Source organism: Limnohabitans sp. MMS-10A-192 (genome assembly GCF_003063335.1).
Classification (GTDB): Bacteria; Pseudomonadota; Gammaproteobacteria; order Burkholderiales; family Burkholderiaceae_C; genus Limnohabitans_A.
The window spans coordinates 314,082-330,125 of the sequence record NZ_NERX01000002.1 but is presented as its reverse complement, the minus strand read 5'-3'; the positions used below and the strand labels follow the sequence as shown (position 1 = coordinate 330,125).

Below are 16,044 nucleotides of genomic sequence, written 5' to 3'. Positions count from 1 at the left end.
CGGTTCATGCCGGGGCCTGGTCATCGTGCAGCGTTTAAAAACACGCCCACAATTTCAGGCCGCCCTGGCTGGTGGCACGGTCTCGCGTACAGCGCATTTTGCGTTGCACCGCCTGAGCTTGACTGCACCGACAACCTCTTTGGCACAAGCCGATTCCATCGGGCCTGCACCCTCACCGGAGCAGGCCCTTTTTGACTTGCCTGACGTCTGGCTGGGGGCCATGGTGCCCAAACGCTGGGCGCGCCGTGCCGTGACGCGCAACACCATCAAACGCCAGATCTACACCGTGAGCCAACGCTTTGGCGACCGGTTGCCACTGGCAGCGCATGTGGTGCGCCTGCGCACGGGGTTTGACCGCAAGCAATTCATCAGCGCGACATCTGAACAGCTCAAACTGGCCGTTCGGCTGGAGCTGGAACAGTTGTTTGAACGCGCCAGCCGCAAGGAAGAAATGGCATGATCAAGCGCTTGCTGATGGGCATGGTTCGGGGCTACCGCCTGGTGCTGAGCCCTTGGCTGGGATCGGCTTGCCGGTTTGAGCCCACTTGCTCGGCGTATGCCTTGCAGGCGCTGGATCGGCATGGTGCAGCTGCTGGCAGCTACCTGACCGTTCACCGCCTGATGCGTTGCCATCCGTGGTGCGCTGGTGGCAGCGACCCCATTCCCGAACAGGCGCCTCGCCTGTTCACGGCTTTGTTTTCCCCTACTTCGTCAAAGAAGACTTCATGAACGATATCCGTCGCACCATCCTCTGGGTGATTTTTGGCTTCTCCATGGTCCTGCTTTGGGACGCGTGGCAGGTCCACAACGGCCAGAAAGCCACCTTCTTCCCCAAACCCGGCGCAGCCCAGGTCGCGGCGGCCCCTTCTGGCACAGCCAGCACCGCCAATGGTGTGCCTACGGCGTCTGCGCCTGTGGCCACTGCGACCGCAGCCACGCCAGGCCAGGTGCCTGCAGGCCCGGCCACCGCCAGCCCCAGCGAGCAAATCGAAGTCAGCACCGATGTGCTGAAACTGCGTTTTGACACCGAAGGCGGCACGCTCACACGCAGCGTGTTCACACAACACAACGACATGGTCGATGCGAAGAAGCCTTTTGTCTTGCTCGATCAAAGCAGCGAGCGGGTTTACACCGCCCAAACCGGCCTGATCGGTGGCAACTTCCCAACCCACAAGAGCGCCATGCGCTTTTCGGGTGAGAAAAGCCTGAAAGACGGCCAGAACGAATTGACCCTGCGCTTCGAGTCCGATGTGCAAAACGGCGTGAAGCTGGTCAAGACCTACACCCTGCAACGCGGCAGCTACGCCATCGGCGTGAAGCACGAAGTGATCAACACCGGCACCGCCGCTGTGTCGCCCCAGCTTTACCTGCAGTTGGTGCGCGATGGCAACAAGCCCGCTGGCGAGTCTTCTTTCTATTCCACCTTCACCGGTCCTGCGGTTTACACCGAAGCCAAGAAGTACAACAAGGTGGAATTCAGCGACATCGAAAAGAACAAGGCAGAGATCGACAAGACTTCGCCTAACGGTTACGTGGCCATGGTGCAGCACTACTTTGCTTCGGCTTGGTTGCTGGGCGAGGGCATCAACCGCGAAAACTTCGTGCGCAAGGTCGACAACAACCTGTATGCCGTCGGCATGATCACCCCCGTGGCCGATGTGGCCCCCGGTCAGTCCAAAAGCGTGAGCTCGCAATTGTTTGTGGGCCCTCAAGAAGAAAAGGTCCTCGAAGCTTTGGCTCCTGGCCTGGACCTCTTGAAGGATTACGGCTGGTTGGCCATGTTGTCCAAGCCTTTGTACTGGTTGCTGGACAAGCTGTTTGGCTTCATCCAGAACTGGGGCTGGGCGATTGTGGCGCTGGTGTTGCTGCTCAAGATTGCCTTCTACTGGCTCAACGCCAAGGCCTATTCCAGCATGGCCAAGATGAAAGCCATCAACCCCAAGATCATGGAAATGCGCGAACGCCTCAAAGGCGATCCGCAAAAGATGCAACAGGAGATGATGAAGATCTACCGCGAAGAAAAGGTCAACCCCATGGGTGGCTGCTTCCCGATCATGATCCAGATTCCCGTGTTCATCGCGCTGTACTGGGTGCTCTTGTCCACCGTCGAGATGCGCAATGCGCCTTGGATTCTCTGGATCCACGACTTGTCAGCACCTGATCCGTTCTTCATCTTGCCCGTGGTGATGACCCTGACCACCTTGCTGCAAACGGCGCTCAACCCCGCGCCACCAGATCCGATGCAAGCGAAGATGATGTGGATCATGCCGCTGGTGTTCAGCGTGATGTTCTTCTTCTTCCCTGCAGGCCTGGTGCTGTACTGGATCACCAACAACGTGCTCTCGATTGCACAGCAGTGGATCATCAACACCCGCATGGGCGTGCCACCGCAGTTCAATCTGCCCAAGTTCAAGTAACACCCACTGAGGTCATGCCGGACTAGCCAGATCTGTCATGCCGGACTAGCCAGATCTGTCATGCCGGACTTGATCCGGCATCCATGCCTGATTCACCATGGACCCCGGGTCAAGCCCGGGGTGACAAAAACTAGCCCGGGGTGACAATTTCAGCGGCTTTGCCCTAAGCCCCATCGCACCATGCTCGCCCGCCATCAAGAACCCATCGTGGCCATTGCCACCGCCCCCGGCAGAGGGGCCGTGGGCATCGTGCGCGTGTCGGGTCGGCAGCTGTCCTCACTGATTCAGGCGCTGTGCGGGCGCAGCCTCAAACCACGCGAAGCGACTTACTTGCCCTTTGCCGATGCCGATGGCAGCCCGATCGATCACGGCCTGGCGCTGCACTTTGTGGCGCCGCATTCCTTCACCGGCGAAGACGTGCTGGAACTGCAAGCACACGGTGGGCCGGTGGTGCTTCAGCTGCTGGTGGCGCGTTGCCTGCAGGCCGCAGCCGAAACCGACCCCGCCACCGGCCAGCCGCGTCTGGCGGGTTTGCGCGTGGCGCAGCCGGGTGAATTTTCTGAGCGGGCTTTTTTGAACGACAAGATCGATCTGGCGCAAGCCGAAGCCATTGCCGACCTGATCGACGCCAGCACCGAAGCCGCAGCGCGCAGCGCCAGCCGGTCTTTGGCAGGTGACTTTTCCAAAGAGATTCACCTGCTGCGCGATGCGCTGATCCACCTGCGCATGCTGGTGGAGGCCACGCTGGATTTCCCGGAAGAAGAAATCGACTTCCTGCAAAAAGCCGATGCCCAGGGGCAGCTGAACCGCCTGCAAACCGCGCTGCAAACGGTGCTGGGCAAAGCCAAGCAAGGCGCCTTGCTGCGTGAAGGCATCAAGGTGGTGATTGCCGGTCAGCCCAATGCGGGCAAGAGTTCGCTGCTCAACGCGCTGGCCGGGGCCGAGCTGGCCATCGTCACGCCCATTGCGGGCACCACGCGTGATGTGGTGCAGCAAACCATCCAGATCGAGGGCGTGCCCCTGCATGTGATCGACACCGCCGGCCTGCGTGAAGGCGAGGGCGTGGACGAGGTCGAGCAAATCGGCATTGCCCGCGCCTGGGGTCAAATTGAAGCCGCCGACGCGGTGCTGTTCTTGCACGACCTGACCCGCGTGGGCCAGGCCGACTACGACCGCGCCGATGCCGACATCGCCAGCGCGCTGCAAAGCCGCTTGCCTGCGGGCGTGACGGTGATTGACGTGTGGAACAAAGCCGATGCAGCTCAGTCATGGGGTGAACGCACAGGCCTGACCTTGTCGGCCCGCACCGGCGAAGGCCTGCAGGCCCTGCGCCAGCAACTCTTGCAACAAGCGGGCTGGCAACAAGCCAGCGAAGGCCTGTTCATCGCCCGCGAACGTCATGTGCAAGCGCTGCACCGCGTGCGCGAGCATCTGGACATCGCCAATGCCCATCTGGCCGCGCAGGCCCAAAACCTGGACCTGCTGGCCGAAGAGCTGCGCCTGGGCCAAAACGCCCTCAACGAGATCACCGGCGAATTCAGCGCCGACGATTTGCTGGGTGTGATCTTCTCGAGTTTCTGCATCGGCAAATGAAGCGATCCGCGCTTGTCGCAAGGCTCAAGGCTCTATGGCTCAAGGCTCAAGGCTCAAGGCTCAAGGCTCAAGGCTCAAGGCTCTATGGCTCATGGCTCATGGCTCATGGCTCATGGCTCATGGCTCATGGCTCATGGCTCATGGCTCATGGCTCATGGCTCATGGCTCATGGCTCATGGCTCATGGCGTCGGCCAGATGATGGCGAAATCTCAGCGCACCCCCCTGTTTCGTCATCCCGGGCGAAGACCCGGGATCCAGTCGTCAGCCTGACCTTTACAAACGCCTTCTGCGCGCATTGGATCCCGGATCGAGTCCGGGATGACCGTTTTTAAGTTTGTGACGGCGGCTAGAAAGCCAGTCCCCGATGGCATCAATGACAGATGCAACCCAACATCTGCTGACTTAACAAGCCGGAATCCGCGACACCAGTTTGAAAAACGCTGACCCCGACGCCGCATCATCAGGGTTTGCGTGAATGCGCACAATTTCTTTTTTATGCACAATTTTCCAATCATGCAAAATTCAGCAGCCACCTCCACCTTGTCCGAGCAGGCCTTTCAGGTCTTGCGTGGCGATGTCTTGTCGGGTCGCCATGCGCCTGAAAGCAAGCTCAAGGTCGACGCTTTGCAGCAGATGTATGGCTTCTCCAGCAGCCCCCTGCGCGAGGCCTTGAACCGTCTGGTGCAGGAGGGCCTGGTCAAAGCAGACGAGCGCCGGGGCTTTCGGGTCACGCCGATCTCGCCGTCTGATCTGGCCGACATCACCCGAATGCGTTTGATGCTGGACATCCCGGCCTTGACGGAATCCATCCAGGCCGGCGACGACGCATGGGAAGCACAGATCGTGGCCGCCTTCCACCGCCTCGAAAAAATCGAATCCCGTCTGCCGCAAGGCCCCGTTGTGCTGGATGCCGAATGGAGCCAACGCCACCGCGACTTTCACATGGCCATGATTGCGGCTTGCCCATCTGATCGCCAACTGTCGTGGAGCATGAGCCTGTTCGACCAAGCCGAGCGCTACCGGCACTTTGCGGCACGCCACCGCACGGTCTCGAAAAAGAAAGACGAAGAGCACCGCACTTTGATGAAGGCCGTGCTTCGGCGCGACAGCGAGACCGCTGCCGTGATGCTGTCCGAGCACATTCGCAGCACACAAACCAATGTGATGGCGGCCTTTGCGGTGCAACAAAAACAAGGCGCCTGAGCCCTCACTTCACCCTCTGCAGGAGACACCCATGCTGAAAGTCAGTCAACCCACCCCCTCACATTTCGGCATCTACGTGACCGATGTCGAGAAGATGGTGCATTTCTACAAAACCGTTTTCGGACTGGTCGAAACGGACCGGGGCGTGGGCAAGACCTTCAAGGCGCCCTTGGTGTTTTTGAGCGCCAGTCCGCACCAGCACCACCAGCTGGTCATCGCGGGCGGACGCCCAGCAGAGGCCACGTTCAGCACCGTGATGCAAATGTCTTTTGCGGTGCCCTCGATCCAGTCATTGCGCGAGCTGAAAGACAAAGCAGTGGCTCTGGGCGCCAGCAGAGTGCTGCCCTTGAACCACGGCAACGCCTTGTCGGTTTATTTCGCAGACCCGGAAGGCAACACCGTCGAGATTTACATCGACATGCCTTTCTACATTTCGCAGCCGCACGGCGACCCACTGGATTTGAGCCAGGACGACGCCACCATCTTGCGCGAGACCGAGGCCATCTGCAGACAAGACCCGAGCTTCATGCCCATCGAGCAATGGCAAGCCAAATTCGCCAAGGCCCACTGAACACCTTCATTGAATCAACCTACAAGGACTCCCCATGAAACTGCTTTCCTTCATCCACCAAGGCCGTGAAACCTGGGGCGCGCTCGTCGGCCCGGACGCCATCGTTGACCTGGGCAAAACGCTGCCGCAGTACGCCACGCTGACCGACTACATTGCCTCGGGCGCTTACCTGAACGCCAAGCAAGATGTGGTCGGCAAAAGCGCCGACGTCAAACTGGCCGACATCACCTTCTTGCCGGTGATCCCCAAGCCCGAAAAAATCGTCTGCGCCGTGCGCAACTACATGGACCACCACCAGGAAGTGCTGGCCGCTGGCATGCACCGGGAGCTGTCCGAAGAGCCGCCCATCTTCTTGCGCGTTTGGCGCTCACAAGTGGCGCACGGCCAGCCCATCATTTGCCCCAAGGTCTCGGGCTCGCTCGACTGGGAAGGCGAGCTGGCCGTGATCATCGGCAAAGAGGGTCGCAACATCGCCGAGGCCAATGCCTTTGACCATGTGGCGGGCTACTCTTGCTACAACGATGGCAGCATCCGCGAATGGCAATTCCACGCCAAGCAAATCGCTTCGGGCAAGAACTTTGAATCCACCGGTGGCTTTGGCCCCTGGATGGTCACGGCAGACGAAATCGCACCCAACCAAGAACTCAAGCTGATCACACGCCTGAACGGCGAAGTGGTGCAGTCAAGCCACACCGGCCACATGATTTTCTCGATCGCCAAACTGATCAGCTACGCCTCCACCATCTTCACCCTGGTGCCCGGCGATGTGATCGCCACCGGCACGCCTGCGGGTGTGGGCTGGAGCCGCAAGCCCGCCTGGTTCATGAAGCCGGGCGATGTGTGCGAAGTCGAGATCGAAGGCATCGGTACCTTGGTGAACCCCATCGCCGCACAGGCCTGAGCATGAAAGCCATCCAAGTCCAGGTGCCCGGCGGGCCGGAAAGCTTGCTGCTGGTGGATCTGCCCGATCCGCTGCCCGGCCCTGGACAGGTGCGCGTGAAAGCCCGGGCGATCGGCGTGGGGCGCCCCGATGTCTTGATCCGCAAAGGCACTTACAAATGGATGCCGCCGCTGCCCGCCATCCCCGGCGCAGAGCTGGCCGGTGTGGTCGACGCCGTGGGCGAAGGTGTGACGCAATGGCAACTGGGCGACCGGGTGCTGGTGAGTGCCCGCGAGCTGGAACAAAGGGGGGGCTGCTATGCCGAGGCCATCGTGGTGGGGCAAGACGCGCCTTACCGCTTGCCCCCTGCCGTGGCCTTTGAAGACGCCGTCAGCCTGCCCAATTTGCAACTGGCCTTGGCCCTCATGCGCGTGGCAGGTCAGCCCCACACCCCAAAGCCGCATGTGCTGATCACGGGCGCTTCTGGCGGCGTGGCGGGCATGCTGTGCCAAGTGGCCAAACACCGGGGCTTCACCACCATCGGCACCAGCCGAAGCGCGGACAAAAGCAGCTATGCACTTGGCCATGGTTTCGACCATGTGGTCTGCACCGGACAAGGCGATCTGAAGGCCCGAATTCAGGACATCACGCACGGCCGTGGCGTGGACCTGGTGTTGGACCACCTGGGTGGCCAAAGCCTGATCGATGGCCTGCACAGCCTGGCACCGCTGGGCACCGTGGTGTCTTACAACATCGTTCAGGGCATGCCCACCGAAGACGTGTTTCAGGTGCTGCGCGATTTGCTGGGCAAAAGCCTGGCCGTGCGGTGTTTCTCGATGCACACCTTTGACAAAGACCCCGAGGCCCGACGCGCACTGATGCACGAAGCCATTGAGCTGATGGCGAATGCGCAGGTCAAGGCACCGGGACACCAACTTTTCAAACTCAGCGAGGTTCACCGAACCCATGAGTTGCTCGATCAGGGCATGGTCAGCGGCAAGCTGGTGATGCAGCCTTGAAGTTCGTGCATGCAAGCGTCCATAGAGAAGCTGCATGTTTTATCCATCAGGAGACAAAAATGCTTCGTCGAAATTTACTCATCGCTTTGAGCGCAAGCGCGCTGGTTCTGCCTTTCCAGGCTTTCGCTCAAACCTATCCTGAGCGCCCCATCAAGGTGCTGCAAGGCTTCGCTCCAGGCGGCAACGCCGATGCGATCGCCAGGGCCGTCAGCCAAGAGATGAGCAAAGGCCTGGCGCAGTCCATGGTGGTGGAAGCGCAGGCTGGGGCCGGTGGCACGATTGCGGCCACCACCGTGTCCAAAGCCAGAGCGGATGGCTACACCTTGCTCTTGGCCACAGGTGGCCATGCCGTTGCGGGCGCGCTTTACAACAACCTGGCTTACCGCACGGTGCAAGATTTTGAAATGGTCAGCACCATCACCTATTTCCCGTTTTTGGTGGTGGTTCCGGCCAACAGCAAATTCCAGAATCTGACGGCCTTGCTGGCCACCGCCAAAGCCAATCCAACAGAAATCAGTTACGGCACTGCGGGCATCGGCTCGACCCATCACTTGGCAGGCGAGCTGTTGGCCAGCATGTCGAAAAACCAGCTGCTGCATGTGCCCTTCAGGGGCGACTCGGCCTCACTGACCGCCTTGCTCAGTGGCGAAATTCCGATGATCATTGCGCCACCCACCGCGGTGATGGCCAACATCAAATCCGGCAAACTGCGTGCGATTGCGACCACCGGACCGCAAAGGTGGCAAGGACTGCCGGATGTGCCCACGGTCGCAGAGCAAGGCGTGGCGGGCTATGACGTGCAGTCGTGGGCGGGCTTGATGGCCCCTGCAGGTACGCCGCGCGCCGTGATCGATCGTCTGAATGCCGAAGTGCAAAAAGCGATTGTGGTGCCTGCTGTCAAGACCCGACTGGAAGACATGGGTGGTGAAGTCCGTGGCAGCACACCCGAAGAAATGCGCACCCTGGTGGCAGGGCAAACCCAAAAATGGATCCAGGTTGTCAACGAAGCCAAAATTCCAAAGCAATAAATTCACCTGAACCAAGGACCCCGCATGTCATTGATTAAAATACGCAAACGCAGCCTGACGATCGAAACCACTTACCACGAAGGGGGACCGGTCGCAGACACCCCGCTGAAGTTGGCCGCCGCCTGTGCGGTGATCAAGAACCCATACGCCGGACGTTACGAGCCTGACCTCATGCCCTTCATGGCCGAGCTGCGCTCACTGGGCACTTTGCTGGCGCAAGAGCTGGTGGACACGCTGGGCAAAGACAACGTCGAGGTCTACAGCAAAGCGGCCATCGTGGGCGTCAACGGCGAAATGGAGCACGGCGCCGTCTGGCACGAAGCGGGCGGTTGGGCCATGCGGGCGGTGCTGGGCGAACCCAAAGCGATGGTGCCGGCCAGCAAAGCGGTGGCCAGTGCGGGCTACCGCTTGATGGTGCCTTTGCATTACATCCACGCCAGCTACCTGCGCAGCCACTACAACAGCATGGAAGTGGGCATCCAGGATGCGCCTCGTCCCAACGAAATCTTGTTTGCTTTGGTCATGGGCACAGGTGGCCGTATCCACTCGCGACTGGGTGGTTTGACCAAGGACAAGGTCTCGGTTCACGACGGCCAACGTTGAGGCGAGCAGGGTCAACCACCCTGACAGCGCCTGCGATCACAGGTCACTTCAGTGACTGATCAGGCAAAGGTTTCATCTCAAGATGATTCCTTTGCCTTCTTCATTGCAGCCCATGGTCACAAACGCACAGCCTGTGCTCAGCCCCGAACAAGACGCCTACCTGCGCGGCCGATCCGACTGGATGGGTGCCTATCTGGTCCTGCACGCTTGGGGCATGATCGCGCTGGCCATGGCGTTTTTCATCGCCTGGCCCAACCCTTTGAGCTTCCTCGTGGCCGTGGTGTTGATTGGCGGCAGGCAGCTGGGCCTGGCCATCTTGATGCACGATGCGGCGCACCGCGCCTTGTTCAAGACCACTTGGCTCAACGACACCCTGGGCGCCTTTTTGTGCGGCTGGCCCGTGGGCGCGAGCCTCACGTTGTACCGCCCTTACCACCTGAGCCACCACCGCCACACGCAGCAAAAGGAAGACCCCGACCTGATCTTGTCGGCCCCGTTTCCGATCAGCCAAGCGAGCTTCTGGCGCAAGATGCGGCGCGACATTCTGGGCGTGACGGGTTACCAGCGGCGCATGGAATTTTTCCGCATGGAGATGGGCGATGACCCCAGCCGTTTGCAACGCTGGCTGAACCTTTGGCGCGCTGAAAAGCATTTCGCCCTGAGCAACCTGGCCATCTTCGCTGTCTGCGCCACTGCCGGCGTGTGGTGGGCTTACTTTGCGCTGTGGTTGCTGCCCTTGCTGACTTGGTACCAAGTGATCAGCCGCATCCGCAACATCGCCGAGCATGCGGTGGTGGGCGACAACAACGACCGCCTGCGCAACACCCGCACCACGCTCACCAACTGGGGCATGCGCATGGTGCTGGCGCCGTATTGGGTCAACTACCACCTGGAACACCACCTGTTTGTTTTCACGCCTTGCTGGAAGTTGCCTGCCGCGCACCGCATGCTGATTGAACAAGGCTTTGGCCCGCGCATGGAGTTGACGCAGGGCTATCGGCAAGTGCTGCGCAAAGCGATCTCGAATCCGCACGACGACCCTGAGCACGGCACACCGGCCGATCAGCGCAAACGTGCAGCACTCATCTGACTTTCACATTTCAAGGATTGACCATGGCACACCGACTCGACCAACAAGTGGCCATCATCACCGGCGCCAGCCGGGGCATCGGCCGCGCCATTGCCGAGGCCTATGCCGCCGAAGGCGCCAGCCTGTGCCTGGTGGCCACCGACGTAGCGCGCTTGAGCGAAGTCAAAGACGCCTTGGGCCTGCCGGCCGATCGCATCATGACCGTGGGCCTGAACGTGACCGACCGCGACGCCTGCTTTGCGGCGGTAGAACAGGTCGAACAGCGTTTTGGCCGTGTGGATGTGTTGGTCAACAACGCGGGGGTGTACCGCGCCAAACCCTTCATGGACTATGTGCCGCAAGACTTTCAGGACATGCTGGATGTGAACCTGTTTGGCGTGCTGCACTTCACGCAGGCGTGCTTGCCGGGCATGCAGGCTCGTCAGCATGGCCGCATCGTCAACATGGCGTCCACCGCTGGCAAATGGGGCTCGCGCAACCAAAGCGCCTACAACGTGAGCAAACACGCGGTGGTGGGGCTGACGCGGTGCCTGGCGCTCGAAGCGAGCCCCTACAAGGTCACCGTCAACGCGATTTGTCCCGGTTTCATCCAGACCGACATGGTCGAAGAGCTCAAAGCGCAGGTGGCACACAGCTCAGGTATCAGTGGCGATGACATGGTCAAGGCCGTGCTGACACGCGTGCCACTGGGCCGCGTGCTGGACCCGTCCGAGATCGCCAGTCTGGCCGTGTACCTGGGCTCGGCTGAATCCCGAGGCATGACCGGGCAGTCCATTCACTTGGATGGCGGCATGGTCTTGAGTTGAGCTTTTTTCAATGAATTTGTGAAGCACGTTGAACCTTCAGACACGTGAGAGACATGCGTTCGGGATAACCACTACAGCGGTCTGGCTGCGATGAACCCAGAATCAGACAACCTTGCAGCAACCTTGCATGCACAGGCCTTCACAGGAACCTTGTTCACAAGTCATGTCCAAAGATTTCATTCTCGAGACCCGGGAACTCGTCAAAGAGTTCAAGGGCTTTGTCGCCGTCAACGGCGTCAATCTGGGCGTCCAGCGCGGGCAAATCCACGCCCTGATCGGACCCAATGGCGCTGGCAAAACCACGGTCTTCAACCTGCTGACCAAGTTCCTGATCCCCACACGTGGGCAGATTTTGTTCAACGGCCAAGACATCACCGCTGAAAAGCCTGCCCAAGTGGCACGCCGTGGCTTGGTGCGCTCGTTCCAGATTTCGGCCACTTTCCCCAACCTCACGGTGATGGAAAACGTGCGCATCGCTTTGCAGCGCAGCACCGGCATGTCCATGCATTTCTGGCGCTCCGAGCGCGTGCTGGACCAACTCAACGACAAGGCCATGGCCTTGCTCGACGAAGTGGACTTGGGCGACATGGCCGATCTGACCGCCGTTGAGCTGCCTTACGGCCGCAAGCGCGCCCTGGAAATCGCCACCACACTGGCCATGAACCCCGAGCTGATGCTGTTGGACGAGCCCACACAGGGCATGGGCCACGAAGACGTGGACCGCGTGACGCAGCTGATCAAGAAGGTTGGCGCCAACCGCACCATCTTGATGGTGGAACACAACATGAACGTGGTATCGCGCATTGCCGACACCATCAGCGTGCTGCAACGCGGCCAAGTGATTGCCGAAGGACCTTACGAAGTGGTGTCTCAAAACCCCCAAGTGCTGGAAGCCTACATGGGCACGGTCGCGACCGAGTTGGAGGGCGCCCATGGCTGATTCCAACGAATTCCTGCGCATCAGCAATCTGCACGCCTGGTACGGCGAGTCGCACATCCTGCACGGCGTGGACCTCACGGTCCACAAAGGCGAGGTGGTCACGCTGCTGGGCCGCAACGGTGCAGGCCGCACCACCACCGTCAAGTCCATCGTGGGTTTGGTGGGCAAGCGCACAGGCTCCATCACCATCAATGGCCGCGAGTCGATCGACATGGCGCCGCACAACATCGCCAAGCTCGGCATTGGTTACTGCCCTGAAGAGCGCGGCATTTTTGCCTCGCTCAGCTGCGAAGAGAACCTGTTGCTGCCACCGGTGATTGCAGGCGGCGGCATGCCCATCGATGAAATCTACGAGATGTTCCCCAACTTGCTGGAGCGCAAAAACAGCCCCGGCACCCGCCTGTCGGGCGGTGAGCAGCAGATGCTGGCCGTGGGCCGCATCCTGCGCACGGGCGCCAAGCTCTTGCTGCTGGACGAAATCTCCGAAGGTCTGGCCCCTGTGATCGTGCAGGCGCTGGCCCGCATGATCCTCTCGCTCAAGGCCAAGGGCTTCACCATCATCATGGTTGAGCAGAACTTCCGTTTTGCCGCACCCCTGGCCGACCGCTTCTACGTCATGGAGCACGGTCGCATCATCGAAGGTTTTGCCGCCAGCGAGCTGCAGGCCAAGATGCCCATGCTGCACGAATACCTCGGCGTCTGATCCATTTTCTTTTTCCACTGACATTCCACAGGAGACATCACCATGAAACGCAAACTTCTCGCAACAGCCGCACTGGCCGCATGCGCATTGGCAGGTACCGCACAAGCCCAGGTCTCTGACGGCATCGTCAAGATCGGTGTGCTCAACGACATGTCCGGCCCTTACGCCGACATCGGTGGCCCCGGCTCCGTGGTCGCTGCCAAGATGGCCGTAGAGGACTACATCAAGGCCACCAAGAGCACGCTCAAAGTGGAAGTCGTCAGCGCCGACCACCAGAACAAACCGGACATCGGCTCCAACATCGCCCGCCAGTGGTACGACACCGACAAGGTCGACATGATCACCGACGTGCCCACATCATCGGTCGGTCTGGCCATTGCCCAGATCACCAAGGACAAGAACAAGGCCCACGTGAACACCGGCTCGGCCACCGCCGATTTGTCCGGCAAGGCCTGCAATGCGAACGTGGTGCACTTCCTGTACGACACATGGATGCTGGCCAACGGCACAGGCAAAGCCATTGTGAAGAACGGCGGCACCAGCTGGTACTTCCTGACGGCCGACTACGCCTTCGGTCACGCCCTGGAGCGCGATACAGAAGCCGTGGTTCTGAAAAACGGCGGCAAGGTGGTTGGCAAAGTCCGCACACCTTTCCCCACACAAGACTTCTCGTCTTTCCTGCTGCAAGCCCAGGCTTCCAAAGCCAAGATCATCGGTCTGGCCAACGCGGGTGGCGACACCATCAACTCCATCAAGCAAGCGGCTGAATTCGGCATCGTCAAAGGCGGTCAGAACCTGGCCGGCATGTTGGTCTTCCTGCCCGACGTGCACGCACTGGGTCTGGACAAAGCCCAGGGCCTGCTGCTGACCGAGACCTTCTACTGGGACCTGAACGACCAGACACGCGCCTGGTCCAAGCGTTTCGCAGCACTGCACGGCGGCAAGATGCCTTCGTCTGACCATGCGGGTGTCTACGCCGGTGTGATCCACTACCTGAAGTCCGTCGATGCCGCCAAGACCGATGACGGTGGCAAAGTGGTGGCCAAGATGAAGGAACTGCCAACCGACGACATCCTGTTCGGCAAAGGCTCCATCCGCGCTGACGGCCGCAAGATCCACCCCGCCTACCTGTTTGAAGTCAAGAAGCCTTCCGAGTCCAAAGGCCCTTACGACTACTACAAGGTCGCTGCCACGATTCCTGCGAACGAAGCTTTCCGCCCTCTGAACGAAGGCGACTGCCCTCTGGTCAAGAAGTAATCCAACCCCTGTTCACGCAAGCCTGAAATCACCATGGAAATCTTTGGCATTCCCTCTCAAGCGCTGTTCGGGCAGTTGCTGATCGGACTCATCAACGGGTCCTTTTACGCGCTGCTCTCCTTGGGCCTGGCCGTGATTTTCGGCTTGCTGAACATCATCAACTTCTCACACGGCGCCCAGTACATGCTGGGCGCCTTCGTGGCCTACCTGGGCCTGAACAAACTGGGCGTCAACTACTGGGTGGCGCTGGTGCTGACACCCTTCATCGTGGGCGCCAGCGGTGTGCTGATCGAGCGCACCATGCTCAAACAACTCTACAAGCTCGACCACCTCTATGGTCTGCTGCTCACTTTCGGTCTGGCGCTGATCATTCAGGGTCTGTTCCGCAACGAATTTGGCTCTTCAGGCATGCCTTACCCGGTGCCTGAAGTCTTCCAGGGTGCGTTCAACACCGGCTTCATGTTCCTGCCCAAATACAGGGCCTGGGTCATCGTGGCGTCTTTGGTGGTGTGCCTGTCCACCTGGTACGTGATTGAGCGCACCAAACTCGGCGGCTACCTGCGCGCCGCCACCGAAAACCCCAGCCTGGTGCAGGCCTTTGGCATCAACGTGCCCCGCATGATCACGCTGACCTATGGCTTTGGCGTGGGCCTGGCCGCACTGGCTGGTGTGATGGCAGCCCCCATCTACCAGGTGAACCCCACCATGGGCGCCGACCTGATCATTGTGGTGTTTGCCGTGGTGGTGGTGGGTGGCATGGGCTCCATCATGGGCGCCATCCTGACGGGCTTTGGCCTGGGCCTGATCGAAGGCCTGACCAAGGTGTTCTACCCCGAAGCGTCCAACGTGGTCATTTTCGTGATCATGACCATCGTCCTGCTCATCAAGCCCGCCGGTCTGTTCGGCACTCAGAAGTAACACCATGTCCAACGCGATTTCTGCCTCTGTATCGGCCAAATCCTCCAAGCACCTGTGGGTGGCGTTCGCCATCATGACCGTCATTTTGGCCGTGGCCCCCATGTGGGTCTATCCGGTCTTCTTGATGAAGGTGATGTGCTTTGCCTTGTTCGCTTCGGCTTTCAACCTGCTCTTGGGCTTTGGCGGCTTGTTGTCTTTCGGGCACGCCATGTTCATGGGGTCTGCCGGTTATGTCGCGGCCCACTCGGCCAAGGTTTGGGGTTTATCACCCGAAATTTGTGTGCTGCTGGGCACCATGACATCGGCCGTGCTGGCACTGGTGGTGGGCCTTCTGGCCATTCGACGCCAGGGCATTTACTTTGCCATGATCACCTTGGCGCTGGCCCAGATGGTGTTCTTTTTCTGTCTGCAAGTGCCTTTCACCGGCGGTGAAGACGGCATCCAGGCTGTGCCTCGCGGCAAGTTGTTTGGTTTGATCGACCTTGAAGACAACTTCAACATGTACATCTTCGTGCTGACCATCTTCCTGATGGGCTTCTTGCTGATCTGGCGTGTGATCCACTCACCCTTCGGTCAAATCCTCAAAGCCATCCGCGAGCATCCCGACCGCGCCACCTCTTTGGGCTACGACACCGACACCTTCAAGCTGCTGGCGTTTGTGATCTCGGGCGCACTGGCCGGCACAGCGGGTGCGACGAAATCGCTGGTCTTCCAGTTGGCTTCACTGACCGATGTGCACTGGTCCATGTCGGGCGAAGTGGTGCTGATGACCCTGGTGGGTGGCATGGGCACCTTGTTTGGCCCCTTGATCGGCGCCGCCGTGATCATCAGCATGGAAAACTACTTGGCCCATTTGGGTGCCTGGGTCACCATCATCCAAGGCGTCATCTTCGTCATCTGTGTGCTGGCTTTCCGCCGAGGCATCATTGGCGAGATCGCCAACTGGATCAAGAAGCCGCTGTGATTTTGGACGCCTATGTCCTCCCGATGCGGCATTGGGGGACATGGATGCCGG

17 protein-coding genes are annotated in these 16,044 nt (G+C 60.0%); all 17 read left to right on the top strand.

Features of this window, described 5'->3' with window-relative positions:
- Positions 1-25: 25 nt before the first annotated feature.
- The 17 genes from B9Z43_RS06400 to B9Z43_RS06315 all read left to right on the top strand — a co-directional run bounded on the left by B9Z43_RS06400 (position 26) and on the right by B9Z43_RS06315 (position 15,993).
- Positions 26-460 carry a ribonuclease P protein component gene (locus tag B9Z43_RS06400; protein WP_108323857.1) on the top strand — a complete coding sequence of 145 codons (435 nt, stop codon included), beginning with the start codon at positions 26-28 and terminating at the stop codon, positions 458-460.
- Positions 457-729: a membrane protein insertion efficiency factor YidD gene (yidD, locus tag B9Z43_RS06395; RefSeq protein ID WP_108323855.1), complete on the top strand. Its 273-nt coding sequence runs from the start codon at positions 457-459 to the stop codon at positions 727-729. The genes B9Z43_RS06400 and yidD overlap by 4 nt, the downstream gene beginning before the upstream one ends.
- Complete coding sequence (gene yidC / locus B9Z43_RS06390) at positions 726-2,417, top strand: membrane protein insertase YidC (protein ID WP_108323853.1); 1,692 nt, start codon at positions 726-728, stop codon at positions 2,415-2,417. The genes yidD and yidC overlap by 4 nt, the downstream gene beginning before the upstream one ends.
- A 180-nt stretch (positions 2,418-2,597) precedes the next feature.
- Complete coding sequence (gene mnmE, locus B9Z43_RS06385; RefSeq protein WP_108323851.1) at positions 2,598-4,010, top strand: tRNA uridine-5-carboxymethylaminomethyl(34) synthesis GTPase MnmE; 1,413 nt, start codon at positions 2,598-2,600, stop codon at positions 4,008-4,010.
- Positions 4,011-4,524: 514 nt separating this feature from the next.
- Complete coding sequence (locus tag B9Z43_RS06375; protein WP_233250032.1) at positions 4,525-5,214, top strand: GntR family transcriptional regulator; 690 nt, start codon at positions 4,525-4,527, stop codon at positions 5,212-5,214.
- Positions 5,215-5,245: 31 nt separating this feature from the next.
- The gene (locus B9Z43_RS06370; RefSeq protein WP_108323846.1) at positions 5,246-5,785 is read left to right on the top strand and encodes a VOC family protein; all 540 of its coding nucleotides are present in this window, start codon (positions 5,246-5,248) and stop codon (positions 5,783-5,785) included.
- A gap of 34 nt (positions 5,786-5,819) precedes the next feature.
- Positions 5,820-6,686: a fumarylacetoacetate hydrolase family protein gene (locus tag B9Z43_RS06365; RefSeq protein WP_108323844.1), complete on the top strand. Its 867-nt coding sequence runs from the start codon at positions 5,820-5,822 to the stop codon at positions 6,684-6,686.
- Positions 6,687-6,688: 2 nt separating this feature from the next.
- The gene (locus B9Z43_RS06360) at positions 6,689-7,684 is read left to right on the top strand and encodes a zinc-binding dehydrogenase (RefSeq protein ID WP_108323842.1); all 996 of its coding nucleotides are present in this window, start codon (positions 6,689-6,691) and stop codon (positions 7,682-7,684) included.
- Between the two features lie 59 nt (positions 7,685-7,743).
- Positions 7,744-8,712 carry a tripartite tricarboxylate transporter substrate binding protein gene (locus tag B9Z43_RS06355; protein ID WP_108323840.1) on the top strand — a complete coding sequence of 323 codons (969 nt, stop codon included), beginning with the start codon at positions 7,744-7,746 and terminating at the stop codon, positions 8,710-8,712.
- Between the two features lie 24 nt (positions 8,713-8,736).
- Positions 8,737-9,315 (top strand): amino acid synthesis family protein, encoded by a 579-nt coding sequence (locus B9Z43_RS06350; protein ID WP_108323838.1) that lies wholly within the window; start codon positions 8,737-8,739, stop codon positions 9,313-9,315.
- Positions 9,316-9,427: 112 nt separating this feature from the next.
- Positions 9,428-10,405, top strand: coding sequence for a fatty acid desaturase family protein (locus B9Z43_RS06345; RefSeq protein ID WP_108324145.1), 978 nt, complete (start codon positions 9,428-9,430; stop codon positions 10,403-10,405).
- Positions 10,406-10,428: 23 nt separating this feature from the next.
- Positions 10,429-11,211: an SDR family NAD(P)-dependent oxidoreductase gene (locus B9Z43_RS06340; protein ID WP_108323836.1), complete on the top strand. Its 783-nt coding sequence runs from the start codon at positions 10,429-10,431 to the stop codon at positions 11,209-11,211.
- Positions 11,212-11,374: 163 nt separating this feature from the next.
- Positions 11,375-12,151 carry an ABC transporter ATP-binding protein gene (locus B9Z43_RS06335; protein ID WP_108323834.1) on the top strand — a complete coding sequence of 259 codons (777 nt, stop codon included), beginning with the start codon at positions 11,375-11,377 and terminating at the stop codon, positions 12,149-12,151.
- The gene (locus tag B9Z43_RS06330) at positions 12,144-12,854 is read left to right on the top strand and encodes an ABC transporter ATP-binding protein (RefSeq protein WP_108323832.1); all 711 of its coding nucleotides are present in this window, start codon (positions 12,144-12,146) and stop codon (positions 12,852-12,854) included. Before B9Z43_RS06335 ends, B9Z43_RS06330 begins: the two co-directional genes overlap by 8 nt.
- Before the next feature lie 42 nt (positions 12,855-12,896).
- On the top strand, positions 12,897-14,111 hold the full coding sequence (locus B9Z43_RS06325) for an ABC transporter substrate-binding protein (RefSeq protein WP_108323830.1): 1,215 nt from the start codon (positions 12,897-12,899) through the stop codon (positions 14,109-14,111).
- A gap of 33 nt (positions 14,112-14,144) precedes the next feature.
- Positions 14,145-15,029 (top strand): branched-chain amino acid ABC transporter permease, encoded by an 885-nt coding sequence (locus B9Z43_RS06320; protein WP_108285445.1) that lies wholly within the window; start codon positions 14,145-14,147, stop codon positions 15,027-15,029.
- 4 nt (positions 15,030-15,033) lie between these two features.
- On the top strand, positions 15,034-15,993 hold the full coding sequence (locus tag B9Z43_RS06315; protein ID WP_108323828.1) for a branched-chain amino acid ABC transporter permease: 960 nt from the start codon (positions 15,034-15,036) through the stop codon (positions 15,991-15,993).
- Positions 15,994-16,044: the final 51 nt, after the last annotated feature.